This window comes from Streptomyces sp. NBC_01622 (assembly GCF_045209635.1).
GTDB lineage: Bacteria > Actinomycetota > Actinomycetes > Streptomycetales > Streptomycetaceae > Streptomyces.
Window position 1 is genome coordinate 2,499,360 of sequence record NZ_CP109293.1, and the last position, 26,204, is coordinate 2,525,563.

The window sequence follows — 26,204 nt, forward strand, 5'->3', positions numbered from 1 at the left end:
ACGACTACGCGGCCAGTGCAGGCTGGCCGAGCAGGGCGTCGATGGCCCCGCGCCCCTTGCCGCCGGCCTCCGGCATGAAGTGGGCGTAGTAGTCCAGGGTGATGGTCGGGCTCGAATGGCCGAGCCAGCGGGCCAGGGTGACGACGGACTCGCCCGCTTCGAGGATGATCGAGGCGTACGTGTGCCGGAGCACGTGGAAGCCGTCCTTGCGAGACGCCTTCCACCGCTCGTCCTTCTTCCGCATGGGGATGACGCCGGCGGCTGCCAGGGCCGGCTTCCACACCTCGACGTTGAAGATGTTCGCGCGAAGGGCGTTGCCGTACGTCGTGGTGATGACGAGCGGGAACTTCTTCGTCTCCCGGTCGGGCTCCGGGCCGCCCCACGGTAGCTCCACTTCGACCGCCGGGTACTCCATGAAGTACTGGGCCAGGGCCGCAGCGACCGACGGAGGCATGTCTACGACGCGGGTCTTGCCGCCCTTCGGCAGGGTGAAGTACAGCCGCCCGCCGAGGAGTTGGACCTGCCGGCGGATACGCAGGACTCCACGGGCGAAGTCGACGTCCTCCGGCGACAACCCGAAGACCTCACCCTGGCGCAGCCCGCAGCCCAGCGCGAGCACGACGGCGATGCGGTAGCGCGCGTTGATCGCGTCCCGTACGCGCTGCGCGGTCTCCAGGGGACAGGCTTCCCTCTGATCCTCCGGCGCCTTGGGCCACCGTACGGACTTGGCCCGCATCGGGTTGCGCACCAGGCGCTTGTCGTCGATGGCGGTCTCGAAGATGTTCGAGAGCGTGCCGAGGATCTGCCGGGCGTATCGCGGCGAGAGTTCCTTCTCCAGCGCGGCGATGTATCCGCGCAGTACCGCCGGGCTGATGTCCCGCAGCGCGACGGTGCCCAACTGAGGCTGGATGTGGAGGCGGACTCGTTCGTCGATGCGTTTGACCGTGCCGGGCGCTCCACGAACTCCTGTCTGCCAGAAGCGTGTTACGTAGTCGTCCAGCGTGATGGAGCCGTCCCGGGGATCGACGAACTCGCCGCGTTCGCTGTCGGTGCCGGCCCTGCGCAGCCACGCCTTGGCGTCTTCGAGCACGTCGAACGACTTGTCCCGGACACCGGGGATGCCGGCGACCCGGTACCTGGAGCCCTTGCCGTAGCGGGCGGTGCGTTCCCGCTTGCCGGTGTCGGGGTCCTTCTTCTTCTTGATCCAACGGTCTTCTATGTAGCCGGCCAAATACTTCCCTCGATGGCAGGTTGCGTGCGGTAGGAGTCAGCCCGGGGTCAGGCGCCCGTGGCGTAGTCCGAGCGTTTCTGCGGCGCGGCACCCAATGGGCTCAGGGTTGTATTGGAACGTGAGTCGGCCTGCTCCTGTTCGCGGATCCAGGCGTCGAGCGCTTCTATCCGGTACATGACGCGACCACGCGACCCCATCCGGAAACTGGGCGGGCCGTTTCGGCGATGCCGCCAGACGTAGAGGGTGTGCGGGGACAGGCCGAGGTATTCGGCGGCGTCTTTCACGCTCAGGAATGCCTGGCGCGTTGTGGGGGTGGCATCCGGAACTTGGATAGAACTCGGCTTCGGAGCGGAAGGCAGACGTGCAGGCAAGGTTGGCCTCCGTGGGCGTGGCGTGGGGGTGGGTGTGGTCTGCCAGGCGGCACGACATTGGAAAAGGGCGCTCTCCGCCGAGCGCGGTCGGCGAACACCATCAATGGTGCGGAGGATCCCCGGTTTCGGTAACCGGGGATCTCGTGCTAGATGCCCAGCGAGTACGAGCCGTACGGCCCGGGGCAAGCACTCGCCGACGGTCCCCGGACTGTGAATCCAGCCCCGGGTGCAGGTCAGACGAGCGTGAGGTCTCCGAGGAGCGCTGGGGGTGCGACGTGCAGTGCCTCGGCGAGAGCCACGAGGTCGTCGACGTCGCACCGTCGCTGAGCGCGTTCGATGCGGGACAGCATGGTGTTGGACATGGGACGGCCAAGTGCGGTGACGTGGCGGGCGAGTTGGCGTTGCGACAAGCCGCGTTCGGTGCGGAGGATTTCGATGGTGCGGGCCGCCCGTATTCCTGCGGGACCGATTTCCAATGCGTGTGCTGCCATGTCTCCAGTTGTAGCGTCCATTCGCCGGTTTGGTTAACCGGGGATCGTGGTCTATGTTCCCCCGCGTTGTCCGCATGCGGAGCGGTTCCCCGCGCTGACATGACCCGAGAGCCGCCGCGTCGATCGCCGCTCAGCGACTGCTGCGACATGGGGTGTTGTGTTGTAGCTTGCCCGTCGCCGACACGTCAACGGCTTCCCGATGTGATGCTTCTGGCTCGGAAACCGGCACAACTATTTGGTCAACCGGCGATCGTGCCTTACCGTTTTGCCACCGCCCTCTACCGCCTGCTTTTACGGCTGCCTTTCTGCCGTAAGAGATTGCGCGGGATGGGGCTGGACTTGTGCGACCTGGGTGTGGCTATGTTGACGACACCCCCGGAAAGCGCGAGCGGCCATCAGCGCGCCCCGCGCCGCCAGGCCGGCCAACTCCCCCACCCCGTACGCCCGTACCGCCGATCGACGATGAGCCGTGGGCACCTGCCCACCTGCAACCGAGTGAGGACCCGCCCCTCTTGGCACGAATCCGCACCATCAAGCCCGAAGCCTTCGTCTCCGAATCCCTCGCCGTCGTCTCCCTAACCGCCGAGCGCACCTTCTTCGGCCTGCTCACCCAGGCCGACGACCAGGGACGCCACCGCGACCACGCAGCGATCATCGCCGGACAACTGTGGGTCCTGCGTCCCGAGCACACTCCGTCCGACGTCGAGACGGACCTCGCCCAGCTCGCCGACGCCGGTCTGATCTGCCGCTACACGGGCCCGGACGACAAGCGGTACCTGCACGTCGTCACTTGGCATCAGCACCAGAAGATCAACCGGCCGAGCATGAGCCGTCTGCCCGACTGCCCTCGCCACAACGGCCCGTCCGGCACCCGGCCGATTGCCGCCGCACCAGTGACGGAGGCAAGCGTCACGGAGTCCGCACCCTCACCTCACGGAACCCTCCGTGAGACCTCCCGCGAAGCGCGCGAGCCTGCACTGCATTCGGGATCTGATAGGAAACCGGCAGGTCAGAGCGATTTCACGGAGCCCTCCGTGAGGGAGTCAGGAATCCTCCCCGTATCGGCGGTGACGCCTCACCGTCCGGATCTAGGACCTAGGACCGTGGATCTAGGAAATACCCCTTCGGGGGGCGCAAGCGCCCACGCGCCCGACACCCTCTCGGCCAGGGAGCTCCTTGCCGAGTACGTCAGCGCGTGCAACCACCGCCCACCGGACGACGTCCTGAAGCGTCTCGGCGGACAGGTGCGCAAGCTACTCGACGAGGGCATCGCCACCGACCACCTCCGGGCCGCCCTGAAAATCCATCGGCTCAAGGGCCTGTCCCCGAGCGTCCTGCCGAGTCTCGTCCACGAGGTCATGAACGCCGCGCCCGTACCGGCCACCCACAAGGCATGGACGAACCCCGCCGATGTCGACGCCGCCTACGGAGGTGACCTCTGACCGCCATCCTCACCCGCGAGCCCCACCGGGTCGGCCCGATCGCCGACCGGCTCAACGGCATCCTCGCCACTCGCGGCATCGACCCCGCGGTCACGGCCCAGGAACCACCGGCCGAGCCGGTCACCGCCCTGGAGCTTGCGGACGCCCGCATCCCCGCCCGCTACCGCCGTGCCCTGGCCGACCACCCGCAGATCACCGCCTGGGCCGACCGGATCGCGCATGCCGGACGCCCCGGACCCGGCGGACCGGGTATCGCCGAGGGACCGTCGCTGCTGATCGCCGGCCCCACCGGCACCGGCAAGACCTACCAGGGATACGGCGCCGTCCGTGCCCTCCTCTCGCGAGGGGTACGCCTGCGCTGGGAAGCCACCACCAGCGCCGACCTGCACGCGCGGCTCCGCCCCCGCGCAGGCCACGACGGCGAACGGGAGCTGCAGACGCTGGCCCGCTGCCCGCTGCTGCTCCTGGACGACCTCGGCGCGGCCAAGACCAGCGAGTGGACCGAGGAGTTGACCTACCGGCTCATCAACCACCGCTACGAGCACATGCTCCCCACCCTCATCACCACGAACCTGCCGATCCCCGAGCTGCGCACCGCACTCGGCGACCGCGTCGCCTCCCGCCTCGCTGAGATGACCGAACGCGTCATCCTCACCGGACCCGACCGACGTCGCACCGCGCCCACCGCCTGACGGCAGCCCGCGTCTCCCCCCTCGCCCTCACCTCACCCCGCCGCCCACGCAAGAGGCATGCACTCGCTCGCGTGGACCCTTGGAGAGCCTCTGCATGACCCCTGGCACCACCGCACTCATCAGCGCCAACGGCACCGGCATACCCGCCTGGCCGCACTGGATCCCTGCGCCTGTGCCCGTCGCGGTCCTGGTCGCCGTCGCCCTGTCCGTCGCATGGTCCATACGGCGGCGCCTACAGAATCGGGACCCCGAGCAGCGCCGTAGCACCGCCGCGGTCCGGGTCGCCGCCATCGCCGCGATCGGCTGTACCGCCTACAGCGCGGACACCAGCTGGCGGTTCGCCGCCGACTATCTCGACATGGGCAGCAGCATCGAACGGGCGGCGATGTTCGCCGCCGCCGAACTCGCGCTGTTCTCCACCGCCCTGCTCGCCCGGGCAAACCTCAACGGCCCGAAGCAAGCACCCGGTATGCCCAGCACCCTCACCTGGGTGATCACCGGCGTGCAGATCGTGCCCGCCTACGCCGAGTCCGGGCTGGTCGGCGGAACCGTGCGGGCCTTCGTCGGCCCGGTCCTGGCAGCCCTACTGTGGCACCTGGCCATGGGCATCGAACTGCGCCACCGCACCCCTGACGCCGACTCCCGCAGCCTGACCGCCGTCATCGCCCGACAGGCACGCGAACGCCTTCTGGCACGCCTCGGGATCGCCGACCGGGATGCGGACGCCGCCCGGATCATCCGCGACCGCGCCCTCGACCAAGCCGTCACCCTGATCCTCCGGGCAGAGACAATGACGCCCAATCAGCGCACCAATTGGCGAGGCCGGCGCCTCACCCGCCGCCTGCACCAGGCCCTAGAACAGGCCGATGTCGACCGCGACGAGCGCCAGGACGAGTTGCTGCTGCGCAAGCTCGCCACCCGCCAACAGGCCCTCACCCTGGCCTCCATTCCGCTGCCCCGGCGTTGGCCCGCCCTCGTCACGGGCAGGACGGTCAGCTCTACGACTGCCCGCCCGCGCGCCGTAGCGACGAAGCGGGCCGAGAATCCGGGCCGCCCGTCCGAGAGCGACGCGGGCGATGACACCGCCCACCGGGAGCCCGAAATCCGCCCGCACCAGCCCGCCCGCACCACCACGAGCCGAGAACCAAATCCGGGCAAGGAACCGTCGGATGCCGATCCCGGCAAGGCCACGCGGGCGAAGCCGAACCGCCCGGGCCCCAGACCGCGCGCGACACGGGAAGTCCTCACCTCCTACGCCCACCGAATCCACGGCGAGACCGGACGTCTCTCCCGCGATCTGCTGGAGGACACCGTGCGCGAGGACGGTTACAGCGTCGCCAGCGACACCGCCGGGGAGGTCGTCCGCACCGTCAAGGCCGAGCTGAGGGCCGCTCACGCCGACCATCCCCACTGACCCGCTCCGATCTCAACACCCAAGGAAGAACACTCAATGCACGGCTCGAACCACGAACTGCCCACAGTCCAAAGGGAGATGACCATCTCAGCGCCATCGGGAGCAAGTTGGAGGTTCGGACACTCCCCCGCAGGGGGAGCGCCCGAACCCGACCCCGCCCCAGGGGTGACGGGGTCCGTCCAGCACCAGGGGGCGCCGGACGGGAAGGCTGCGACCGAGGGCGGACCGCAGCCAGGCAGGGCCAGCCGCAAGGGCAGGGCCAGGAAGGGGAAATCCCGCCCGCGCGACAAGAAGCAGCGCCCCGCCCACAGCGTCCGCCTCAACGAACAAGAACTCGCCATCATCCAGTCCGGCGCCGACCACGTCGGCATGAGCGTGGCCGGATTCCTCGCCCATTCCGCCCTGGCCTCCGCCCGCGACCAGTCCCGCACCGCGGCAGCCATCGCCACCGAACGGGACATCCTGACCGCCCTGTTCGGTGTACGCCGTCAGCTCGGCTGGGCCGGCAGCAACGTCAACCAAGCCGCCAAGGCCCTCAACTCCGGTGCCGACGCACCTCACTTCGCCGCGGCCCTCGCAGATCTACAGCGCGCCGCACAGGCCGTCCAGCGGGCGGCCGACAGGATCACCAACGGGCAGGAGGAGCAGGCAGCTTGATCCCCCGGATCCACCAGCAGGGAAGCAAAACCCTCGGACTCCTCAACTACCTCTACGGCAAGGGCACCCACGAGGAACACATCGACCCACACCTGGTCGCTTCCTTCGACGGCATGGCGCCCGACCCCGGCCGCGACCCCTCGGTGACGAAGGAAGACCTCCAGCACCTCCTCGACCAGCCCCTGGCACTCCTCGAACCAGACCAACGTCCCGACGAGCACGTCTGGCACTGCTCCGTGCGCGCCGCTCCCGACGACCCGATCCTCAGCGACGAGCAGTGGGGCGACATCGCCCGCCGCGTGGTCGCCGCCACCGGCATCGACCCCGGCGACGGCGCCGGCTGCCGCTGGGCCGCCGTCCGCCACGCCGACGACCACATCCACATCATCGCCACCCTCGTCCGCGAAGACGGCCGCCGCCCCGACCACCACCGCTCCGGCAAACGCGCCCAGGCCGAATGCCGCCTCATCGAAAAGGAGTTGGGTCTGCACCAGGTCTCGCCCGGTGACGGCACGGCCGCCAAGCGGACCACCAGCGCCGAACGCCACAAGGCCGAACGCGAAGGCAGGCAGCAACCGGCACGCGACGAACTGCGCGAGACCGTACGGCGGGCAGTGGCAGGAGCCACGAGCGAGGGGGAGTTCTTCGACCGGCTGGCTGCCGCCGGCCTGCTGATCCGGAAGCGCGCCGCGCCCTCCGGCGACCTGCTCGGCTACAAGGTCGCCCTCCCGGACAACCGCAACGGTGACAAGGAGCCAGTGTTCTACGCGGGCTCCACGCTCTCCCCCGACCTGTCCCTGCCCCGCATCCGCAAACGGTTCACCGTCGACACCCCGAACCGGGGCACGGACGCACCCTTCGCCGAAGCCCCGAATGGCCCCGCGACCGCGCGGCGTCGGACAGCCACGGCTGCGTGGCAGGCGGTGCTGGTCATCGACAATGGTGAGGACGGCCAGGTGGCCGCGCGCATCTCGGCGGCCGGGGAGATCCTGGACGCGCTCGCCAAGACCTCCGCCGCCCACACCCGCACCGAACTGCGTCAGGCCGCCGCCGTATTCGAGCGGGCCACCCGCTCCCACGTAAGGGCCGAACACGGGCACGACCGTGCCCTGCGCCAGGCCGCCCGCGATCTCATCTACAGCGGCCCCGCGCTTGGCCGCGGGGAAGACGGAGCCACCACCGCGATGGCGATCGACATGCTGTTCTTCCTCGTCACCGCTGCCGCCCACTGGCACGCCAAGAAGGAGCACGCCCAACAGGCAGCCGCAGCCCGCCAGGCCGCAGAACATCTGCGCACCGCCTACCGGGCCGCCGCCGACGTCCCGTTGAGCGTGCTGTACCAGCGAGGCCGGCGCCTGTCTCAGCCCCTGCGACACAAGCAAGCCGCCCATCTCCGAGCGGCGGTACCCGAGTTGGCCGAACAGATCCTGGCCGAGCCTGGCTGGCACGCCCTCGCAGCTACCCTCGCCGACACCGAGAGCGCCGGCCACGACCCGGCCACGCTGCTCACGGAAGCTGCCGGACGACGGGAGTTGGGCACCGCAGACTCGATCAGCGATGTGCTGGTGTGGCGGCTGCGCCGCATGGCCGACCTGCCCGCCGACGCCACCACAATGCCCGACCACACCCCCTATGCCGCCAAGCGCAGCAGGCGCGCTGTCCCGCCCGCCCCAAGCCGGGATAACCGGTCCAGCCAGACACGGTGATTCAGCACATACGCCGGTGCCCTCTGCCAAAAAGACAAAGGGCACCGGCAAGCCGAGTAATCAGAAGGCGACTTGGACCTTGGTAACCGCCTTCTCCAGGTTGGCGTCCACAAGTCCCGGCAAGCCGGAGACGATCACCAACACGTTGCTTACACGTATCGCCGTCTGCTTGACGACGGTGCGTTGCTCGCCGATCGAATAGGTGAGCAGTTGGCTCCACTGCTCGTCACCCAGATCAGGCGCGGCCGTCACCCGGGTGCCCATGTCGATGACGGTGCTGCCCGACATCACCTGGTACGTCCGGCAGGAGACCATCGCATCGAAGATCTGCCCGATGCCCTTCGACAGCTTCGCGGCGCTGTCGCTGTACAACTCCTCGGAAACCGCAGAGTCGCTGCCGCCGGCGTAGGCGAAGGACGCCTTCGCCTTGCGGGAGAAGTCGAGGCCGGCACCGGTCGCCGCGTCAGCGCCGAGCTTCTCCAGCGCCGGGCAGCCGATCACGCTCACGTCGTCGTGCGCAGCGGGGCGCTGCGGCGTGCGGGCGTAGCCCTCGCCCAAGTCGCCTTCCTCCAGGAGCCGCTTGGCCAGCTCTGCCGAAGACAGCGGGGCTGGCACCGACGCGTTCTCGGACGGGGCGGTCGCGGCGGACGCCGGGTCGGTGGAGGAGGTGCTGCCGATCGAGCAGCCCTCCAGGGCCAGGACGGCGAGGACGCTCAGGCTGAGGACGGTCATGGTGTGAAGGCGCAAGTGAACCCCTAAGTGGCCTGCGAAACGGACAGGTTGACCAAGCCGGGCCTCCGGGCACCGGCAGCGAGAAGGGGCGCAAGGGATTCGGGGGTTCAGTGGCCGAGGTGGCGCAGGCCCTCTTCGAGGGTGGGGTGGAACCGGTCGACCGGACCGGAGTTGCGGTTGTACCAGGCCGCATCCAGGCCGGGCTCCTTCGCCTCGTGGCCGGCCCGGCAACGCAGCCATATCGAGTCGTCGCGCATGCAGAAGACGATCCAGTCCCGATACACGCCGCACTCGGGGCACGTACGAACCTCGCCGCCGATGACGAGCGGCTGCTCCCAGCGCATCATCAGCCCAGCCACCTCCTGGCGGGACGGCACCCGCAACTCCGGCGGCGGGAGGTCACTCATCGCCGGTCCCTCCGCTGCCGGTGCTGGAAACAGTTGAGTCGACTCGGCGAAGTCGCCCCACGGTTGTGTGGCCTGCAACTGCAGGAGCAGCGCGTGGCTGGCACGCTGGGCCTCGCGGAATGCGCGGTCCTCGCGAGCGCGTCGAAAGAACAAGCTCTCTTCCTCTCTGTCATCGGGCGAGCGCAGGGAACGTGCCTCATACGTCTGACCTGCTGCTGCGCCGGGAAATCTCCGACGAGCAGCACACCTGCGGTTCCGTCAGTGCGAGGGTCGTCAGCTGCGGTGGACGACTGTGAGTCGTCCCTCGGCGCTCTTGGGCACGCTGTGGCGGGGCACCGGGACCGGTGAGGTAAGCGATGACGTGAACGCGGCGACCAGGTCGTTCGGAACACTGGCGCTGAAGCTGGCACACCACAGGTACGGGGCGCCGAGAACAGGCTCCGCCCACGCCTGCCATCCCGACAGGTCAGGGCGCGGGTCGGCGTCCTGGATGAGCGGTGGCATCAGCTCCAGGGAGACGCAGCCGGAGAGCCCGGGGTCCGTGGCGGTGGTGTGGGGGCGATCAACGTCGCGGAGCCAGCCTTGGGCAGTGAGCGAGTTCAGCACCGTCTCGGCCCCGCCGAAGTCGGTGTCGGGTGCCTCGCGGGCGTCGAGCGCCACGAGGAGATCGGCGAGCGCCTCGTACGGGACGCCGGTGGTGAAGTACGCGTTCCACTCCGTCATCGCAGAAGTGGCGTGCGGACGGGCGCTCAACTGCCAAGCAACAGGCAGTCCGCCCAGCTCGAACGGGTAGGCCGCGAGGATCCACTCGGCGCCACGCAGGTTGTCCGGGCTCACATACAGCAGGGTGTGGCGCGAGGTGGGCCACATGCTCCAGCCAAGACTGACCAAGGCGTCGCCGATCCGCTCGGCGAGCACGCCGTCATCACCCGCCAGGTGACGCGGGGTCACCCAGTACACCGGGTCCGGCAAGTCGGTACGGGAGGAATCACTGGGATGGTGCGGATACAGGGGCGCCTCCGTGCCCTCGGGATGGGTTACTGACCGTCGTTGACCTGGCGTTTCGGACGGTCGTCCACGTTGACATGCCAATCCGCAGAGCACCAGTGGTTTCGGGATCTTCCGTGTCTGCCTCCGGCGAACTGGTGTCCTTTGACATCCAATCGAGGCGTTTGGCAACGAACTAAGCCGTTTCGGCTTTTGTGACAGTGAACCTAGTCGTGTGGGGTGAGGACGCTGGAGGTGTTGTATGGCCGTACGGGCTGGAGAGGACGAGGCGGTGTCGTACGTCGATGTGTCGTGCGGGGATGCCGCGGGCATGCGCCGGCGTCCCCTGCTGAACTGTGCGACGGCCAGGTTCGAGGAGGCGGTTCCGGTACGGCCGTCATCCGACATCACCCTTTCGTTTGCAGTAGCGCTCACCGGTGTGAGGAGCACATCCCCTCGGAGCGGGATTACCGCGTTCGGTGCGCGCAGGGCGGCACTGTGTTGGTGACGGTCGAACTGGAAATGCAGGATCTACGTCACTGGCATGGCGGTTGATAGGGGCGGTCCGGCAGGTACTTCTTCCAGTCCTGCTCGGAGATGGGGTCGCCAACCGCGTTGCAGAGGTCCGTGATGACGTGCTGGGGATCGGCATCCCACAGGTCGACGCCCGCTGAGGCGCGGACCACGGCGAGGATCTTGCTGTCGGGGGTGAAGGCCAGTGAGTAGAAGGCTGATGCGGTCGGCATATAGAACTGCCGGGTGGGTGAGGCCGAGTCGCTCACGTCCCAGACCTCGGGGCGGGACCGGTTGTCCCCGTTGTCCTCGTTGTACGCGATCAGGGCGATGCGGGTCCCGTCGGGGCTGAACGCCAGTGCGCCGCCGAGGCTGCCGATGGACACCTTGACGGGGGAACCGACGAGGCGGTCACGGCGGACGTCCCACAGTCGGAGGGTTCCGGTGTCGTCGTAGAGCGCGAAGAGCTTCCCGTCGGGGCGGAACGCGAAATGAGCGAAGTCGGTGCCTGTGGGCAGGCGTACCGACCACGACGCGGACGGGTGCGCGGGATCGGTGACGTTCCAGCTGCGCACCAGCGGGCCCGCAGTTGGGCGGTCCGCCTTCTTTTTGCCCTGGGGGGACTCGTTCATGACCAGCGATCTGCCGTCCGGGGAGAAGCCGAGTCCGTATCCGGTCGTCTCGATCGTGGAGATGTGCCGCGGATGCCGGGGGTCGGCGATGTTGTAGAGCCGGACGACCTGGGGCTTGGGGTTGCTGGCCACAACGCCGTTGTAGTCGGAGACGGCAAGGAGGGGCTTGGTCGGGCTGAAGGCCAGTGCTCCCACACCGTTGTTCACGTTGATCATGCCCAGCTTCTGTTTCGGGCTGGCGGTGCTGCGCAGAAAGAGATTGGCGTATGTCTGCTTGCCCTGTTTGTAGACCTCGGTGTCGGCGAGGAGCTTGCCGTCCGGGCTGAGGGCGATGTCCTGTCCCGAGAACATGTCGGGAGCGTGCGTCGAGACCAGCGCGGTGGACTGCAGATGCCGGAGATTGAGGTCCCGCAGCCAGTTCGTGCCCACACCCTGGTACGCGAGAAGCAGCTTCTTCCCGGACATCGCGAGGGCGAGCTGACTCCCGGTGCCGGGCGTCGGCGGTATGAATCCCACCGCCCCCGGCTGGGCCCCGTTGGAGAGGTCCCAGACCTGAACGCCGCGGTCGGTGGCCTTGAGCAGTTGTTCGGCGTTGCCGGGGGCGAACAAGGCCACACCGCCGTTCAAGCCGTCGCCGGTGTTCGACGCGCCCGGCAGGACCGCGTCGGTTCCGTAGGTGTAGATCCAGGTCTTCCAGCTGCTGCCGCAGCTCGCGACGATCCGTTTGCTCTTCGAGGCGAACGCCATCGAGGTCACACTGTCGAAGCATCTGCTGGAGCCGGACGACACGCCTTTGTCGGCCGACACGACCTGCCGGGGAGCATGCGGGTCGTCGAGAGTCCACAGGGCCAGGTCGTCACTGGACGCGAAGGTGTCCGTCTTCTTCGGTTCCTCGGCCGGTGCCGCCAGTAGCCCGCCCGAACTGTCGAAGGCGATCCGGTGCAGGGGCCGCATGTGCCCGTCGGGGTAGGACGACGTGTACGGCGCCGCGTGCAGCGTGGCGACGGGTGTGGTGCCGGTCGCCTTCCACAGCTGTACTCGCCCGTCCACGCTCGCGCTCGCGAGCAGACCGCGCTTGGGGGAGACGGCCAGGGAGTCGACCTGCTTGCCGTTGCCCCGGAGTGGGGACAGGGCGTGCGGTGCCGCCGGATCGCCGGTGTCCCAGCGGCGGATCTCGCCCGCCGAGGTACCGGCGAAAAGGGTGTTCCCGTCTGTGCCGAAGACCAGCGCGGTGACGGCGTCCGATATCTTGGGCGCGGCCAGTTTCCGCGGTCGGCCGGGGTCGGAGATGTCCCACAACCGCACGGTCGCCGAGGTGGAGCCGTCGCTGTCGTAGGTGGCCGCGGCGAGCACGGTGCCGTCGGCGGCCACCGCGATCGGGCCAGACAGGATCCCGCCGATCCGCCCGTCGCGGTTCTGGGTGCGCAGCACGATCGAGTCGCCGGTGGAGATGGCGAGCACCCGACCGTTCGCGCTGTAGGAGAGGTCGTAGGCCGGGTCGTCGCCGTTGATCACACCCGGAGTGCGCTGGCTGTTGAGGAGGGCGCTGCGGCCGGCTTTGTGGTCAATCCGGTACGAAAGCAGGCTGAGCTGCTTGGCCAGCCCGGGGTGGAGCTCACGCTGGCCCTCGGCCTCGGCGGCCAGATACCGGGCGAGGTCGCGCTGTTGTGCCTGGTCAGCCCGCCGCCAGTAGATCCCCGCGCCGACCAGACCGGTCGTCGCCAGCAGGGCCAGGACGACGAAAAAGGTGAACGCGGCACGGCGACGGCGGCCCTCCCGAGTGTGCTGGCGCCAGGAGCTCTCCATGAACTCGGCGGACACCGAGCTGAGAGGTGGGGCGCCCGGGGCAGCCGTGCGTTCCCGCATCTCGACGAGCCGGTTCCCTCGGTACAAGAGGGAGGAGTCCCGTTCGGACTGCTCCCAGCCCGCCGCGTCGGAGGCGAGCTGCTGACGGGCGCGCAGCAGGTCGCGATCCTCGTCGACCCACTGCTCCAGTTGGGGCCAGGCGCGCAACAGCGCTTCGTGGCTGATCCGGACCGTGTCCCGGTCGAGGGTGAGCAGGCGAGCGTCGGCGAACCGTTTGATCGCGTCCCGTGCGACCGCGTCGTCGGACACCCCGTGCAGGAGTACGGGCCACTCGACGGGCTGCGCGGTGTCGGCGGCGTCCTCGCCCACCCGGACCAGCCGGGGCAGCATGAGGCGCACGGCCTCCTGGCATTCCGCGTTGAGTCGGCCGTAGACCTTGTCCGCGGTGGTCGCGACGGCCTTCGTGATGCCGCCGGTGGCGAGGTAGCCGGAGACGGTGAGCCGTAGGCCCTCGCGCTCCCTCCATGTCTCCTGCAGCACATGGGACAGGAGGGGCAGCGCCTCTGCGGGGGACCGTCCGCCGGTCGCCCTGCCGAGCTCCTTCAGGATGAGGGGGGCGAGCTCGTCCTCAAGTTCCAACTGCGCGGTGGCCGCCGGTTCCTCGATCGAGGCGTGGAGCTCGCCGTCATTCATCGGATCGACCAGCAACTGACTCTCGCTCAGGACGGTCCGCAATTCGGGATGTGCGACTGCCTGGGCGTAGAAGTCCGCCCGCAGTGCGAAGACCACCAGGGCCCGCGGCTCGTGGCCTTCTCCAGGGTGGGCCAGCGCGGTCACCGTCCTCAGGAACGCCGTCTGTTCCTCCGGGTCCGCGCCGAGGGTGAATAGCTCCTCCAGCTGGTCGACGACCATGACCAGCCGTTGTCCCGGGCGGTCCAGCAGCGGGTCCACGAGTTCGGCCGCGTGGCCGTCCGCGAGCAGCGAGCATGCGGTGTCGGACGACTCGGGCGCGAGCGCGTCGGCGAGATTCCGGAGCGGGTTCCTGCCGGGCGTCAGACGTCGGCTGGGCCAGCGGGTCGACCCGGGCAGGCCGGGTAATCCGTGGGTGCGCAGTCCGGCCAGCAGACCGGCATTGAGCAGGGAGGTCTTTCCGGAGCCTGACGCCCCGACGAGAATCAGGGGGCCGGGTCGGCCGACAGCCGCCGCCGTCGCCTCCACAAGGCGCTCGGTCATCGCTGTCCGCCCGGCGAAGACATCGGCCCGGTCCACCGTGAAGGGGCCGAGCCCCGGGTAGGGGCAGACGCTGTCAGCGGGCGGCTGCCGAACCGGTGTCGCAGCGCGGGTCCGAAAAGCCTGGTTCGGCGCGATGACGAGGTTACCGGAGAGATCTCCGCTCACCCGCCGGGGCACGGGTTGCTGTCTGTCCCGCAGCTTCCTGTCCAAGGCGTAGTAGGCCGCGTCCAGGGTCAGCGACTGCTGCCCCTCGGCGTCGCCGGTCTCCAACAGCTCCAGGAACGCTCCGGTGAACGTGGTGTGTTCGGCGTCCTCCGGAGCGCGGGCCAGTAGCTCCGCCGACCCGAGGAGATACATCCCGTTCCCGGGGGCCGCGTTGAAAGCGGTGACCAAGGAGGTGCCGCCGAGCGACGCGCGCCCGGAAAAACAGCAGTCCAGTACGACGACCTTGGACGCCGCCCGGCTCGCCAGCACCGCCTCCCGCAAGGCGGCGAAGGAGTACGCCTGGTGCTCGGCCATGCCGGGAGCGAGCTCCGCGGTGTTGCCGGCAGCCAGGTACAGATCCCCGCCCGGGGTGAGCAGACCGTGCCCGATGAAGTAAATCAGCAGAACGGTGTCGGCACGCTTCGTCGCTCTGGCCACGGCGAGGGCCATGCTCTGGGCGTCGGCCGGGTCGAGCACCGCCGTCACATGCTCCGGGCGCACCCCGCAACGCTCGATCAGAGCCGTCCGCAGATCTCTGAAGCTGTCGGCGACCGAGGGCACCGAGGGCAGTCCGCCGTCCTGGTGCGTCGCGGTGGCGATCAGCAGAACCTGTACGCCCGCGCCGTCCAGATCGGTCATCGGTCCTCGCGGCGCTCGGGCGGGGCGATCCGCAAGGTCGCGTCTCCTTGCTGGTCCTGCGCGCCGAGCAGGGCCGCGACGTCGGCCACCTGCTGCCGTAGGGCTACCACGTCGAGATCGGCCACGTTCCTGGCGGAGACTTCCAGCGAACGGCGGTCCGGAAGCGTCACCTTGATACGTATCTCACCGCGCCGGGTACGCAGCCAGGCGATCACGGTCGTGGCCAGCGCGGTCGCCGCAGCGCCGGGACCGAGAGCCACCGTCAGCGCCTCAAGCAAAGGTCCGAGCGTGCCTTTCCCTGGTGGACTCTCCTTACACCCGACTCGGCCTCTCAACTCGTCGACATCCGTCAACCAGGCGTGCAGCGAGCGAAGTTCGTCGGCGGCCTCCGGGCCGCTGGTGTTCAGCGTCACTTCTCACAAGCCCCCGTCGCCGCCGCATCCAACCCGTTGCCTTCACGGCTGCAATGAGATTAGCGGCAGCTGCTGGGACTGACCAGGGCCCTTGTTCTCCGCGGGACAAACGTGACTCCACCCCGCAGCGGTGATGCAGGACAAGAACGGGGAAGCCGCATCAGGCGACCCCGTGAGTGCCCACAGCAGACCGAAGCGTCATCAAGGCCACCTGCACGCGCGGCTTCACCGCCATGGCCTCGTGAGCCGCACCCCGCGCGAGGTACGTAGCGCGGTCGGCCGCCCCGGTGAGCGGGGCAACTGCACTTGGAGGGAGCAAGGAGCCATCGGCGGCGCCGTAGCCACTCGAACGGCATCAGCACGAGCAGACTCGTCGACATCCAACCTAGTCGGCCCAGGTCAGTGAGCTGCACACGACTAACTTCGCTGTCGAAGGACAACTGGCGTCCGTCGCCATCCAATCGAGGTGATTGACAGCGAACCTAGCCGTGTGAGGGACCCGAGCTGGGGGCGTAGGTGCGTCAAAGCTGTTCCCCGAGGGAACAGACCGAACGTTCCCCCAGGGAACGGACGGTGCGTTCCCTAAAGGAACGACGTCCGTTGCCAGGGAAGGGCGGACAGCAATCGAATCCGGCCGTCCCTGGGGGTGCTGCGGCCCGTCCGCTCTTCGTTGCCCCGACTCGGCCGCGTAAGGTCAACTTCCATACGCGCCTGGCAAGTTTCGGCAAGTTCCTCGCTTCAAGGCCCAGCCGCGGGCAAGCTCTGGCACAGAGATCGTTACCGGCATCCGAGGAGGACATCATGGCCCTGCGTAAGCTCGGTAAGGACCCGGAGAGTCCCAGTGGCGGCTCCCCCACCATCTACCTCGACGAGGAGAAGGACAGCTACCTCGTGCAGGGGTTGAAGGTGGAGGACATCGAGCGCCTCGGGCAGATGGACATCCCCGGCCATGAGTCGGTGGTGGAGATCCCCCGGCGCATGGTGCAGTTCTTCCTGGAGGTGAAGAAGGTTGACGAGGACCCCGACGTTTGAGGAGCTGTTCCGCGACTGCCAGCGGACGGCCCTCCACCTGGAGATGCGCGACGCCTACATGAAGTCGGACCCGGCCTTCATCGACTGGAAATCCGGCATCACACTCGACCCGGCCGAGCGCTGGGGCGACTGGCACAGCATCGTCACGGAGGCCGCCTCGCGAGGCGTCGAGATCCGCCGGGCCCGCGTCGTCTCGACTCCTGTCAGCGAGTACATCCGCTTCGAATACGACGTGACGGACGGACTCAACATCGCCGCCGGCGAACACGTGCGCTGGCTCTCCCGGCGAAACGCAACGGGCCTCGCCCTTCCCGGCAACGATTTCTGGCTCTTCGACTCCAGCCTCGTTCTCGTCAACCACTTCGACGGCGAAGGCGAGAACATGGAAGTGGAACTCACGGACGACCCCGAGGTGGCAAAGCTCTGCGAGTCGGCCTTCGAGGCCGTGTGGGCGCGGGCAACACCGCACGCAGAGTTCCAGCCGGTCTGACAGCCCGAACAGCAATATCGCAGCGACATGACATCGCCATCTTCGAGCGTTCAGGAAGCCCGCAGGGCTCTTGGTAAACGCCTGAGCGAAATCCGGCTCGAAGCCGGGCTCACCAAACGCGCGTTGGCCAACAGTCTCGGCTGGCACGAGTCGAAGTGTTCGCGCTTCGAGAGCGGCACACGCCCGCCCTCGGAGCGCGACCTACGTGCGTGGGCCGCTGCCTGCGGTGCGGAGAGCACAGCCGAGGATCTCATCTCGACAGCCCGAGGCATCGAGGGGATGTATGTCGAGTGGCGCAGGTTGGAGCGCACCGGCCTGAAGCAGGCCCAGGAGTCCGTCCTCCCCCTGTGGGAACGCACCCAGCGCTTCCGCTTCTACTCCCCGTGGCTCATTCCCGGCCCCGTGCAGACGGCCTCGTACATCACCGCACTGCTCACCTCAATTCGCGACCGCCGCGGCCTCATTGATGACGTACCGGCGGCCGTCAAGGTGCGTGTGCAGAAGCAGCAGATCGTCTACGGCAACCACACGTTCGCGATCCTCCTGGAAGAGGGAGCGCTCCGAAAGCGCATCGGCGGGACGGAGGTGATGGCCGGCCAACTCGGCTATCTCCTCAGCGTTATGGCGCTTCCGTCGGTGAGCATCGGCATCATTCCTGAGGACGCCGACCGTTCCGGCCTCTGGCCGGTCGAGGGCTTCTTCCTGTACGACGACCACACGGTCCACGTCGAACTCGTCTCGGCCCATCTCGCCGTCACACAGAAGCACGAACTTGCCATGTATGCCCAGACGTTCACGGATCTGGCCGAACTCGCCGTCTACGGCTCGGCGGCGCGCGAAATTATCACGGCGGCCATCGAATCCCTGGGGTGAATGCCGGGCAAGTTCCGGCACACTCGTAGAGCCCCTCCCATCGCCCTTCTTAGCGTTACTGGCACGGCCGGAAACGCGCACTGAAGGAGCGAGACGGTGATCACTGTGGCAAGTAGCGGCAAGGCATCGAGAGCAACCGACAGCGCGGGAACCGAAGTTCTCCCAGTCGACGTCGTGGCAATTTCAGAAAGCACCGAGACAGCCCTCTCCATGCAGATGGCCACCTCCACCCGCAAGGACATGGACACCGCCCTGCCGAAGGTCGTCGGACACCTCAACCTTCTACTCGGTGAGGACCTGGGGGCGGACGAGGACGACGACGTACGGGAGCTGTTCCGCAAGGGATACCAGCTCCTCGACCTGCAGAACCGTCCGACCGCAGAGACCCCGTCGTTCGGCGCCTTCATCTACCTCCGGGATGCCGCCGACGTCACGCGAAGGCTCCTGTGGATCTACACACAGCGCCACGGGCTCGGTGCCCCGTGAGTGTCCGGGAGGACCAGATCGTCCGGGAGCTGTCCCACTACATCTACGCGCACCCTGACGAGCAGATGGCGCTGATGCCGGTGTACGACGCCGCCCGCGACCACGCGCAGCACGGGACCTGCACCCACAGCCGGCACTGCCCCCTCGTAACGACGGGCGCAGTCATCGTCGATGAACACAATCGCGTCCTGTCCCTGCGGCACAACCGTGCCTTCGCCCTGGCGGAAGCGGAGCCGGAGGAGCAGGACGACTCGCTCGGAGAGGCGGCCCTGCGTCTGCTGGCCGAGGAGGTCGGCATCCGGGATGTGTGGACGGAACCCGACAGCGATGGCCCCTTCCTGATCGACGTGACCAGAGCGGGGCAACACAGGTACGGCCCCCGCCTCCGGATCGGCTTCAGATACCTCTTCCGGGCCCACTCCGGCGCCATCGCCCCGATGGTGATCGAAGCCGGCGCGGCGGCCTGGACGCCCCTTGAGGAGATCGGTATCCCGTCAGTCCGCGACCGCCTTCACGGCCACCTGGTTGGTGCCCCGTGAGCCCCCGGAACCAACAACTCGCTTACGTGGCAAGCCTCTTGGCACTCGGCGGTTCGATCCTCCTGGCCATCTGGAGAGGCTGAATGTACGAGCGCCGCACCACCGAACCAACCCCTGTGCCTCCTCCCCTCGGCACTATCCCCGGTTACAGGCAACCAAGCGATGTCCACGTAGGCGATTTCGTGTTCCTCGACGGGTTGTACCTGCGGGTCCGCGACATGAGGTCCGCCGGCACCGCGGGGCGCCGGGTTCTGATCTTCGACGGGCACTGCCCATGGGTCATGAACGAGTCGGCGACGACGTATCGGCCCGTCGAACTTCTCTGACCCGAAGCCTCATTCAGCCATCACGAGAACGGTCACCTCACGCCAGCGAGGAGCTTTGCCATGCGCTTCCGCAAGATCCACGGAGCGGGGAACGACTTCGTCCTGTTATCCGACCCCTCACCGAATAGCGAGAAGGACTGGCCAAAGGAGGCCGAGCGCCTCTGCGCCAGGCGAACCGGCATAGGCGCGGACGGCCTTGTCGTCAGCAGCCTGATCAGCATCAGCCCGGTCGTCCTCGAAGTCACCTGCTTCAACGCCGACGGCTCGATCGCCACGATGTGCGGCAACGCTCTGCGGTGTACCGCCTGGGCCGCGCACCACGACCACGGCGTCCGCGAGATGAGTCTGCGCATGGCCGGGGTGATGCACGAGGCGATCGTGAGCGACGACTCCGTGTGGGTCACGGCCGAGGTCGGCGCGGTTCATCCCCGACGCGTGCAGACCGTCCTCAACGGCAAGCCGACCTGGTTCGACAGCGCCCACACCGGCACCGACCACGTCGTCGCCGTCGTAGACGACGTGGATGCCATCGACGCAGTACTCGTCGGACGCCTCATCCGCCACCACGCCGACCTCGCCCCGCTGGGGACGAACGTCAACTTCGTACAGGCCGCCGGCCGCCAGGCGCTGAAGATCCGCACCTACGAGCGCGGCGTCGAGGCGGAAACCCTCTCGTGCGGGAGCGGAGCCGTCGCGACCGTCGTCATCGCCACCCTACGCGGCCTCGTGTCGCCGCGCACCGTCACCGTCCACAACCGCGCCGGGGAGCCGCTCACGGTCCGGCCGCATCCCGACCGGCCGAAGCGAACGCACTGGGTCGGCGGGCCGGTCACCCACACCTTCGAAGGGGTCCTCTCATGACTCAGTTCCTCACTTCCAGCTCTGACCTCGCGGTGCGCGAGGCCGCCCAGAACCTTCGCGACTGGCAGCGCCACCGAGAGGGGCTCGGTGTAGCCCTCGTCTACGGGCCGGTGTCAGCGGAAGACCGGCTGTACCACGCGAAGTGCCCCGTGGACCAGCGTTCCGTGACCGCCCTGTCCGAGGCCCTCGACGACATCGGCGCCCGCTGGAAACTACTGAACCCCTGCGAGCCGGACTTCATCACGGAGTTGGCCGGCTACGACGTAGCCCTCTCCAACCTTCACGGACCGTACGGGGAGGACGGGAGGCTGCAGGGCCTGCTCGACTACCTGCGCGTGCCGTACTGCGGTAGCGGAGTCGCGGCATCCGCGGTCGCCGCCGACAAGATCCTCTGCAAGCGGGTGATGCTGAGCCTTGGCGTCCCCACCCCCGGGTGGTGGGTGTGGTCCGGCGGGCCGATGCACTGGAACGGGCGGGCAGCGATGGTCAAACCGCCGTTCGGCGGCTCCAGCGTGGGCATGAGCCTGGTCCGCGAACAGGCAGATCTTCCCCAGGCGTTGGCGGACGCTGCCGGCGAAGAAGGCGATGCCGTACTGGTCGAGGACTACCTGCCCGGCGTACCGCTGACCGTAGGGCTCCTGGAACTGCCCGGAGGCGCTGTCGTCGTGCTCCCGCCGCTGGCCACCGAAGCCACCGAGGCGGAGTTCTACGACGCCGACACGAAGCTCGACGTGGACTCCAAGGGCGCCGTGGCCGTGCGGGCCGCCGACCTGCCGCCCGAGGTACTGGCCAAGGTCACCGAACACGCCACGACGCTGTGGGACGGACTCGGGCTACGCGGTTCGGCGCGCGTCGACTTCATCCTCACCGAGGACGACCAGCCGTACGTGCTGGAGGTCAACAGCACGCCGGGCATGTCCCGCGACAGCAACTTCGTGGTGGGCGCCGCGATGGTCGGACTCACGCACACGGACGTCGTAGTGTCCATGCTGCACGAGGCGTTGGCCCGCCCGCCCTACGATGTTCCCCTGCCCACTCCCGCGTTCTCCAGCACCACGCTGACCCGGGAGGCTGCCGTCTCACCGTAGGAGCCCGCCCGCTGTGTCGCGCGTCCACGATGTCCCCATGTGCCGACAGCTCATCGCCCCCGCAGAATGGGATCTGCACGGAGGATGGGCGCTCGGGGACAGAGTGGAATGGTCCAACCGGGCGTGCGGCCTGGCGTCTCTGAGGATGATCCTGCTCGCCTACGGGCGCGAGGCACCCGCGGTCACGGAACTGCTGAAACTCGCGGTCAAACACGAGGTTCTGACCCCCCGTGGGGCGCTCCACGCGGGGATCGCGAACCTGGCCACCGACCTCGGCGTACCTGCGACGGCAGAACCCGTGCCGGTCGAAGACCTACTCGGCCGCCTCGATGACGCACCAATCATCGTGTCCGCCACAGAGCAGCTCCCCGACGACGGACGTTCGGGAGGCCACCTCATCATCCTTCGCGGCTACGAGGACGGACCCGACCCCACGATCTTCATTCGGGACCCATCGGCCTGGGGTCAGAGGCACGATCGAGTCCCCCTGAGTCGACTGTCCCCTTCCTACGCCGGCCGCGCGATCACCTTCGCGCCCCTGAACGACGGAGAGTCTTGATGACCGAGGCAGACGGTGACACGACCGAGGCCGCAGGCGGCCGAAGGATCGCCGTACTCGGAGAAATGCTGGAGCTGGGCGACGAAGCCGTGGAAGCTCACCGCGCGGTCGGGCGCATGGCAGCCGAGAACGGCGTCGATCTCGTCGTCGCGGTCGGCGACACACTCGCCAAGCAACTCGCCCTCGCAGCGGGCGCGGCAGGCGTCCCGGACATCGCGATGGTCGGCGACAACAGCACCGCCGCCGCCTACCTGGCCTCCATCCTCCGCCCCAACGACGTCGTCCTCGTGAAGGCGTCCCGCGGCGGACAGCTCTGGCAGATCGCCCAAACACTCACTGGGCAACCCGTCACTGGCCTATGAGCAGCCGCCGGCCTGCTGGCTCGCCAGGGCAGGGCCGGTCGAGAACCGCCGATTTGGTGTCGCCAAGGTTCACGCAGGACGGCGCGAAGGCTCCTCGGCACTGCTGCGGAGCTTGGTGGCCTCGACTAACTGCTCCTCCTCAGACCAAATGCGTCAGGGCGTGATCCGTGCAGGGGGCAGGACAGTTGGCGCAGGGCCGTTGCGATGATGTCGCTGCTGGGGCTGTCGTTGAGCGACCATGCCTTGCGTATGTGGGCGATGAAAGTGCGCGCGCTGTACGGGGAGATGCCTAGTTCGAGGCGGGACTCGGCTAGTCGTTCATGAGCACCGTAGGAGCTTTGCGCAGCGGCGTGTTCGCCGCGCCGGTCGAGCCCTGGGGCGGTGAAGATTTCCAGCAGCGTGAGGGAGAAGTAGCTGTAGGCAGCGGCTTCGTCGATGAGTTGGCGGGCCGCATCGGTGATGTCTCCGTAGGCCGACTGGCTACCCGCGGGTTGGTGGGCGAAATGTTCGAGCGCTTGGAAGAGCGGCCCGTCAGGGCAGGCGCACTGCGAGCTTTTGAGATGGCCGCAGAGCGTGCGGAAGTCGCTGAGGATGCCGCTGGTGTCTTGCGTCCACTGTTGTTTGCTCAGCAGGGTGCGGAATCCGGCCAGGGTCTCGGAGAGTTCTTCGAAGATGAGCTGGCGTGAGATGTGCGCGAGTTCGTGTGCCTCGGTCTTAGCTTGTATCTCTTCGATCTGCAGGCTGTAGCGCAGCAGATCACGGAGGAGGCCGCCGGAGAGGCTGTGGGCCAGAAGCGCGGTGTGTGGCGTGTGGTCCTGTGACCGCTCTTCCAGGATGTCGTTGGCTTCTTTCAGGGTGCATGCGTCGACGTGGATGATGTCGTCTAGTGAGCTATCGGTGACATCCCGGTGGGGCAGGCCGCGGCGGACGAATGCGGCGCCGACATCTTCGGCGACGGAGATCAAGTAGTAGACGTGGCGGACGCCCAGGATCGCCTTGATCTCGGCCAGGAAGGCCAGCGCCTGCGCATCGGAGCCAAGGCGGTCGACTTCGTCGATGGCAATGAGGACACGCTGCCTTCTGAGTGCCAGGACGTTGGCGATGCTGGTCAGGAGATCACGGAACTCTTCCACCAGAGCGGGAAAGTTAGGCGGAATCGTCGAGATGGACGTGGCGTGGGAACCGCCCAACGCCATGATCTGAGCGGTGGCGTTGGACAGGCTGTTGGTCGTCGTCTGAACGGTCTGCAGTCGGTAGAGGTGGTTACGGCAGCGGGTGACGAGATGTGGCTCTGCCGGGGTGGGCCGCCATCCAGCAGCACGGGCGAGCAAGATGCCGGTGACAAGGCCAGCGATCCTGAGAGGGTTTTCGGGGTCTGCAATGAGCGCGTAGGTCTGGGGCGTGCGGATGAGGAAGTAAAGAAGATAGGTGCCGAGGCAGGTGGCGAGGATCTTCCAGACGTCGCTGGCGTACAGCGTCCACCGTCCGACATCCAGGTGTGCCTTCACCCTCTTGCTTGTCGAGAAGGCGAAAAGCCATCCGCCGACCAACATCAAAGCCGGATAGCCAGTGTCAAAGGGCACGTTCCGTGCGAGCTGTTCTATCTGTGGGTCAAACAGGGTGCTGGCCAGGCTACCGAAGGCTATGACTATGCCCAGCTTGGGTCCGAGCCTGCGCCATAGTCGCCCCAGTACTCGGGGAAGCCACGGGTCATGGCGTGAGAGCCACCAGGCGATGCCGACGATGCTGATCGTGACGCTGGTGACGACGGCGTGCCCGCTCCACACGTCATGGACCCAGTCCTGGACGGCGCGTGCCCAGGTGTGGGCGTAGTCGGAGGCTGAGGCTTCGTACCGGGCATACATCGAACGGGCGGCCGAGGAGAGGCCCAGGACGAGCAAGGCCGCCGCCGGCAACGCGAAGGACGACCAGCGGCCCAGCATCCTGATTCTGTGGCGCGCGCTCTTCAACATCCGATGGAACGGCGACAGACGCGCGAAGTCAGGTGCCGGGTAGCCTTCGTGGTCCATGTAGTCCTGGCACAGACGCACCGAGAGCGAGACCAGAAAGTCGTGCGGGGCATAGGTGGCGGGCGCCTGGATCAGGACGCCGAAGTCTGCCTGCTCTGTGGCGTTCTCCAGCAGCGTGGACTTGCCCACTCCTCGTGGACCGCAGACCGCGATGGTGCCCTCATCCAGGTGGTTGAGCTTGCGGTGCATCTGCTCCATGGCTTCGGTCTTCACGACAAATCCCGGTGCGCGCGGGGCGCGCAGGCCCTTCGACGTTCCTTGCGGGACGAAAAGAGAGTCGGGGTCTTCGCCCATGAGGTGACGGATCATTCCGTCCATCACGGGGACGATGCCGCCGTCGAAGAGGACCACACCCCAGATCACGGCGCGGTAGCCGAGCTCCGCTCGTCCAACGGCGCACGGGATTCCGAGCATGGCGGCGAGCAGGCAGTGCCGGAGGTTGAACCACACTGCGGTGCCACACCAGAACAGGATGAAGACCAGCACAGCGGCACTGAAGACGCCTATCAACACAGCCATAAAGCCGCCGAAGATGAGCAGGATCAGGCTGGTTGCGGCCAGAAGGCTGCAGGCAATTTTCCAGTTCCACTCAGGTTCGTCTGCGACGACCTGCTGTTTAGCACGTGCACGTTCCAGATCGACGACGGCCTTGTCGTACGCGGCCCGTTCGGGGCCATCAGCTTGGGTGTAGGCGGCGTTGCGGTACATGGAGCGGTGCATCTCGCGGAAGACGTCGCGCCGTGAGGTTCCTGGCCTCTTCCCTAGCTTCCGTGCACGCGAAGGCTCATCGAGCGCGATGTCAACGCACCGTTCGTAGACCGCGTCCCGGTTCGGTGCTGCAAAGAGCTGAAGGGCCTGCACCACCGGACGCAGCCAGGGCTTGCTCTGTAATGACAGCAGCATCCGTCTCGGCCTCCCCCGTGTTTTCAGTTCGCGGATGTTAGCGCTGCTCGGACCCGGACAGCAGGGGGCCATCCGGACATGGCTGGAACACATCACCGTGTCGCAGGGAGCACCCGACACCACGTCAACTGCCTTGTGTACAAGGGGAGGATGAGGCAATGACCTTCTCCTGGAGAACTCCGCCGTGGAATCGCCCCGAGGACTGCACGTACCTGACTGTGACCCTCACGGATGCCGGCGAAGGCGAGTTCCGTTTCACCACGGAAGCCGTGCGGGGCGACGACGCCGTCGAAGCCCTCGCTGACCTGCTGATGGGCGGCGGCGGTTTTTGGTTGAGAGCCGCGCCGGCGACTGTGCCACTCATAGGCATCGTCGTGCGGCGCGGCATTGATCCTGCCTGGCTGGCGCAGCCTCCCATTCAGGTTGCCCAGGATGAGCGGGGTAGGTGGCAGGTCGCTGTCCGGGATGCCAAGGACATAGACGTCACGGTGTTCTCGCCTACAGAAGTGACCGGTATCGCCAGCCGACTGCGAGCACAGTACGGCGACGGGAGCTGACCCATCGGGGCCACCATCACCAGCCATTCACCTACAGCCAAGGAGCGGAAATGGACAACATGGAAGTCCCTCAGCGTACGTACAACCACCTGCTCACGGGGTTCGTCTGCCACGAGGCCATCGATCTCGCCAAGAGCTACGCCGACGGCGGCGTAGCCCACCCAGGCGACCCCTTCGGCAACGTCTTCGCCTGGCTATGGGAGACGAACCGAAGCAGCGCGGTGACACTCTTCGCGGATCTTCTAGCCGAAGCACGCCGTCACGCTCCCCAGCCTGGCAAGGAGGTGACCTTGAAAGCTCTGATCAGGGACCTTCGGTTCGCCCTCCACAACACCCCGCTGTCCCACTTCAGCGCATACCAAGAGGTCGAGCAGACCCTCAACGCCAAGGTCCCCGGGTACTTCGACGGCCGCACCAATATCTAGGAGGGCAGAGGCTGCGGGGAACAAGAACGCACTCGCGTCCTGCGCCGGGGCAGCCCGCACGCCTTGCGGGCGCCCGGTTCGGAGCAGGGCAGTACCTGGGGCT

At 67.6% G+C, this 26,204-nt stretch carries 25 protein-coding genes; 16 read left to right on the forward strand and 9 right to left on the reverse strand.

What is annotated here, in order from left to right; all coding sequences use genetic code 11:
- Window positions 1–4 precede the first annotated feature (4 nt).
- The 3 genes from OH768_RS11440 to OH768_RS11450 all read right to left on the reverse strand — a co-directional run bounded on the left by OH768_RS11440 (window position 5) and on the right by OH768_RS11450 (window position 2,093).
- A complete protein-coding gene (locus OH768_RS11440) occupies window positions 5–1,231 on the reverse strand; it encodes a tyrosine-type recombinase/integrase (protein WP_406452673.1) in 1,227 nt (408 codons plus the stop codon).
- A gap of 47 nt (window positions 1,232–1,278) precedes the next feature.
- Window positions 1,279–1,602 (reverse strand): helix-turn-helix transcriptional regulator, encoded by a 324-nt coding sequence (locus OH768_RS11445; RefSeq protein ID WP_406452675.1) that lies wholly within the window; start codon window positions 1,600–1,602, stop codon window positions 1,279–1,281.
- A 233-nt stretch (window positions 1,603–1,835) separates the two neighbouring features.
- Window positions 1,836–2,093: a helix-turn-helix domain-containing protein gene (locus OH768_RS11450; protein WP_406452677.1), complete on the reverse strand. Its 258-nt coding sequence runs from the start codon at window positions 2,091–2,093 to the stop codon at window positions 1,836–1,838.
- A gap of 512 nt (window positions 2,094–2,605) precedes the next feature.
- Between OH768_RS11450 and OH768_RS11455 the strand changes: the two genes are divergently transcribed.
- The 5 genes from OH768_RS11455 to OH768_RS11475 all read left to right on the forward strand — a co-directional run bounded on the left by OH768_RS11455 (window position 2,606) and on the right by OH768_RS11475 (window position 8,004).
- Window positions 2,606–3,535, forward strand: coding sequence for a hypothetical protein (locus OH768_RS11455; protein WP_406452679.1), 930 nt, complete (start codon window positions 2,606–2,608; stop codon window positions 3,533–3,535).
- Window positions 3,532–4,227, forward strand: coding sequence for an ATP-binding protein (locus OH768_RS11460; RefSeq protein ID WP_406465233.1), 696 nt, complete (start codon window positions 3,532–3,534; stop codon window positions 4,225–4,227). Before OH768_RS11455 ends, OH768_RS11460 begins: the two co-directional genes overlap by 4 nt.
- Window positions 4,228–4,321: 94 nt before the next feature.
- Window positions 4,322–5,641, forward strand: coding sequence for a hypothetical protein (locus OH768_RS11465; protein WP_406452681.1), 1,320 nt, complete (start codon window positions 4,322–4,324; stop codon window positions 5,639–5,641).
- 165 nt (window positions 5,642–5,806) lie between these two features.
- A complete protein-coding gene (locus OH768_RS11470) occupies window positions 5,807–6,298 on the forward strand; it encodes a mobilization protein (RefSeq protein ID WP_365609768.1) in 492 nt (163 codons plus the stop codon).
- Window positions 6,295–8,004, forward strand: coding sequence for a relaxase/mobilization nuclease domain-containing protein (locus tag OH768_RS11475; protein WP_329552149.1), 1,710 nt, complete (start codon window positions 6,295–6,297; stop codon window positions 8,002–8,004). The genes OH768_RS11470 and OH768_RS11475 overlap by 4 nt, the downstream gene beginning before the upstream one ends.
- 60 nt (window positions 8,005–8,064) lie before the next feature.
- Here OH768_RS11475 and OH768_RS11480 read toward each other — a convergent pair whose 3' ends face one another.
- The 5 genes from OH768_RS11480 to OH768_RS11500 all read right to left on the reverse strand — a co-directional run bounded on the left by OH768_RS11480 (window position 8,065) and on the right by OH768_RS11500 (window position 15,570).
- Complete coding sequence (locus OH768_RS11480) at window positions 8,065–8,736, reverse strand: hypothetical protein (protein WP_406452683.1); 672 nt, start codon at window positions 8,734–8,736, stop codon at window positions 8,065–8,067.
- A gap of 107 nt (window positions 8,737–8,843) precedes the next feature.
- Window positions 8,844–9,143 carry a hypothetical protein gene (locus tag OH768_RS11485; protein ID WP_405974757.1) on the reverse strand — a complete coding sequence of 100 codons (300 nt, stop codon included), beginning with the start codon at window positions 9,141–9,143 and terminating at the stop codon, window positions 8,844–8,846.
- Between the two features lie 273 nt (window positions 9,144–9,416).
- Window positions 9,417–10,103 (reverse strand): DUF317 domain-containing protein, encoded by a 687-nt coding sequence (locus OH768_RS11490; protein WP_406465235.1) that lies wholly within the window; start codon window positions 10,101–10,103, stop codon window positions 9,417–9,419.
- A gap of 563 nt (window positions 10,104–10,666) precedes the next feature.
- Window positions 10,667–15,157, reverse strand: a complete 4,491-nt coding sequence (locus OH768_RS11495) for a hypothetical protein (RefSeq protein WP_406452686.1) — start codon at window positions 15,155–15,157, stop codon at window positions 10,667–10,669.
- Window positions 15,154–15,570: a hypothetical protein gene (locus OH768_RS11500; RefSeq protein WP_406452688.1), complete on the reverse strand. Its 417-nt coding sequence runs from the start codon at window positions 15,568–15,570 to the stop codon at window positions 15,154–15,156. Before OH768_RS11500 ends, OH768_RS11495 begins: the two co-directional genes overlap by 4 nt.
- Window positions 15,571–16,371: 801 nt before the next feature.
- On the opposite strand from OH768_RS11500, the gene OH768_RS11505 reads away from it, so the two are divergent.
- The 9 genes from OH768_RS11505 (at window position 16,372) to OH768_RS11545 (ending at window position 22,186) form a co-directional block, all read left to right on the forward strand.
- Complete coding sequence (locus tag OH768_RS11505; RefSeq protein WP_067022411.1) at window positions 16,372–16,602, forward strand: hypothetical protein; 231 nt, start codon at window positions 16,372–16,374, stop codon at window positions 16,600–16,602.
- Complete coding sequence (locus tag OH768_RS11510; protein ID WP_406452690.1) at window positions 16,580–17,092, forward strand: DUF6879 family protein; 513 nt, start codon at window positions 16,580–16,582, stop codon at window positions 17,090–17,092. The genes OH768_RS11505 and OH768_RS11510 overlap by 23 nt, the downstream gene beginning before the upstream one ends.
- Before the next feature lie 27 nt (window positions 17,093–17,119).
- A complete protein-coding gene (locus tag OH768_RS11515) occupies window positions 17,120–17,965 on the forward strand; it encodes a helix-turn-helix domain-containing protein (RefSeq protein ID WP_406452692.1) in 846 nt (281 codons plus the stop codon).
- A gap of 174 nt (window positions 17,966–18,139) precedes the next feature.
- Window positions 18,140–18,451, forward strand: a complete 312-nt coding sequence (locus tag OH768_RS11520) for a hypothetical protein (protein ID WP_406452694.1) — start codon at window positions 18,140–18,142, stop codon at window positions 18,449–18,451.
- A complete protein-coding gene (locus OH768_RS11525) occupies window positions 18,448–18,990 on the forward strand; it encodes an NUDIX domain-containing protein (RefSeq protein WP_406452696.1) in 543 nt (180 codons plus the stop codon). The genes OH768_RS11520 and OH768_RS11525 overlap by 4 nt, the downstream gene beginning before the upstream one ends.
- A gap of 386 nt (window positions 18,991–19,376) precedes the next feature.
- Window positions 19,377–20,177: a diaminopimelate epimerase gene (gene dapF / locus OH768_RS11530; RefSeq protein WP_406452698.1), complete on the forward strand. Its 801-nt coding sequence runs from the start codon at window positions 19,377–19,379 to the stop codon at window positions 20,175–20,177.
- Complete coding sequence (locus OH768_RS11535; RefSeq protein WP_406452700.1) at window positions 20,174–21,265, forward strand: ATP-grasp domain-containing protein; 1,092 nt, start codon at window positions 20,174–20,176, stop codon at window positions 21,263–21,265. Before dapF ends, OH768_RS11535 begins: the two co-directional genes overlap by 4 nt.
- A gap of 37 nt (window positions 21,266–21,302) precedes the next feature.
- Window positions 21,303–21,824 (forward strand): C39 family peptidase, encoded by a 522-nt coding sequence (locus tag OH768_RS11540; protein ID WP_406452702.1) that lies wholly within the window; start codon window positions 21,303–21,305, stop codon window positions 21,822–21,824.
- Complete coding sequence (locus tag OH768_RS11545; RefSeq protein WP_406452704.1) at window positions 21,824–22,186, forward strand: glutamate ligase domain-containing protein; 363 nt, start codon at window positions 21,824–21,826, stop codon at window positions 22,184–22,186. Before OH768_RS11540 ends, OH768_RS11545 begins: the two co-directional genes overlap by 1 nt.
- Window positions 22,187–22,311: 125 nt before the next feature.
- Here the strand turns inward: OH768_RS11545 and OH768_RS11550 are convergent, their stop codons facing one another.
- Window positions 22,312–25,119, reverse strand: a complete 2,808-nt coding sequence (locus OH768_RS11550) for a hypothetical protein (RefSeq protein ID WP_406452706.1) — start codon at window positions 25,117–25,119, stop codon at window positions 22,312–22,314.
- 158 nt (window positions 25,120–25,277) lie between these two features.
- On the opposite strand from OH768_RS11550, the gene OH768_RS11555 reads away from it, so the two are divergent.
- A complete protein-coding gene (locus OH768_RS11555; RefSeq protein WP_406452708.1) occupies window positions 25,278–25,676 on the forward strand; it encodes a hypothetical protein in 399 nt (132 codons plus the stop codon).
- A gap of 50 nt (window positions 25,677–25,726) precedes the next feature.
- A complete protein-coding gene (locus tag OH768_RS11560; RefSeq protein WP_406452710.1) occupies window positions 25,727–26,101 on the forward strand; it encodes a hypothetical protein in 375 nt (124 codons plus the stop codon).
- Window positions 26,102–26,204 lie beyond the last annotated feature (103 nt).

What these genes read in the sequence shown, in the direction of transcription:
- OH768_RS11450 (WP_406452677.1), bottom strand. Translation starts at nt 2,093, where the DNA reads ATGGCAGCACACGCATTGGAAATCGGTCCCGCAGGAATACGGGCGGCC.
- OH768_RS11465 (WP_406452681.1), top strand. Translation starts at nt 4,322, where the DNA reads ATGACCCCTGGCACCACCGCACTCATCAGCGCCAACGGCACCGGCATA.
- OH768_RS11480 (WP_406452683.1), bottom strand. Translation starts at nt 8,736, where the DNA reads ATGACCGTCCTCAGCCTGAGCGTCCTCGCCGTCCTGGCCCTGGAGGGC.
- OH768_RS11485 (WP_405974757.1), bottom strand. Translation starts at nt 9,143, where the DNA reads ATGAGTGACCTCCCGCCGCCGGAGTTGCGGGTGCCGTCCCGCCAGGAG.
- OH768_RS11495 (WP_406452686.1), bottom strand. Translation starts at nt 15,157, where the DNA reads ATGACCGATCTGGACGGCGCGGGCGTACAGGTTCTGCTGATCGCCACC.
- OH768_RS11505 (WP_067022411.1), top strand. Translation starts at nt 16,372, where the DNA reads ATGGCCCTGCGTAAGCTCGGTAAGGACCCGGAGAGTCCCAGTGGCGGC.
- OH768_RS11515 (WP_406452692.1), top strand. Translation starts at nt 17,120, where the DNA reads ATGACATCGCCATCTTCGAGCGTTCAGGAAGCCCGCAGGGCTCTTGGT.
- dapF (WP_406452698.1), top strand. Translation starts at nt 19,377, where the DNA reads ATGCGCTTCCGCAAGATCCACGGAGCGGGGAACGACTTCGTCCTGTTA.
- OH768_RS11535 (WP_406452700.1), top strand. Translation starts at nt 20,174, where the DNA reads ATGACTCAGTTCCTCACTTCCAGCTCTGACCTCGCGGTGCGCGAGGCC.
- OH768_RS11540 (WP_406452702.1), top strand. Translation starts at nt 21,303, where the DNA reads ATGTGCCGACAGCTCATCGCCCCCGCAGAATGGGATCTGCACGGAGGA.
- OH768_RS11545 (WP_406452704.1), top strand. Translation starts at nt 21,824, where the DNA reads ATGACCGAGGCAGACGGTGACACGACCGAGGCCGCAGGCGGCCGAAGG.
- OH768_RS11550 (WP_406452706.1), bottom strand. Translation starts at nt 25,119, where the DNA reads ATGCTGCTGTCATTACAGAGCAAGCCCTGGCTGCGTCCGGTGGTGCAG.
- OH768_RS11555 (WP_406452708.1), top strand. Translation starts at nt 25,278, where the DNA reads ATGACCTTCTCCTGGAGAACTCCGCCGTGGAATCGCCCCGAGGACTGC.
- OH768_RS11560 (WP_406452710.1), top strand. Translation starts at nt 25,727, where the DNA reads ATGGACAACATGGAAGTCCCTCAGCGTACGTACAACCACCTGCTCACG.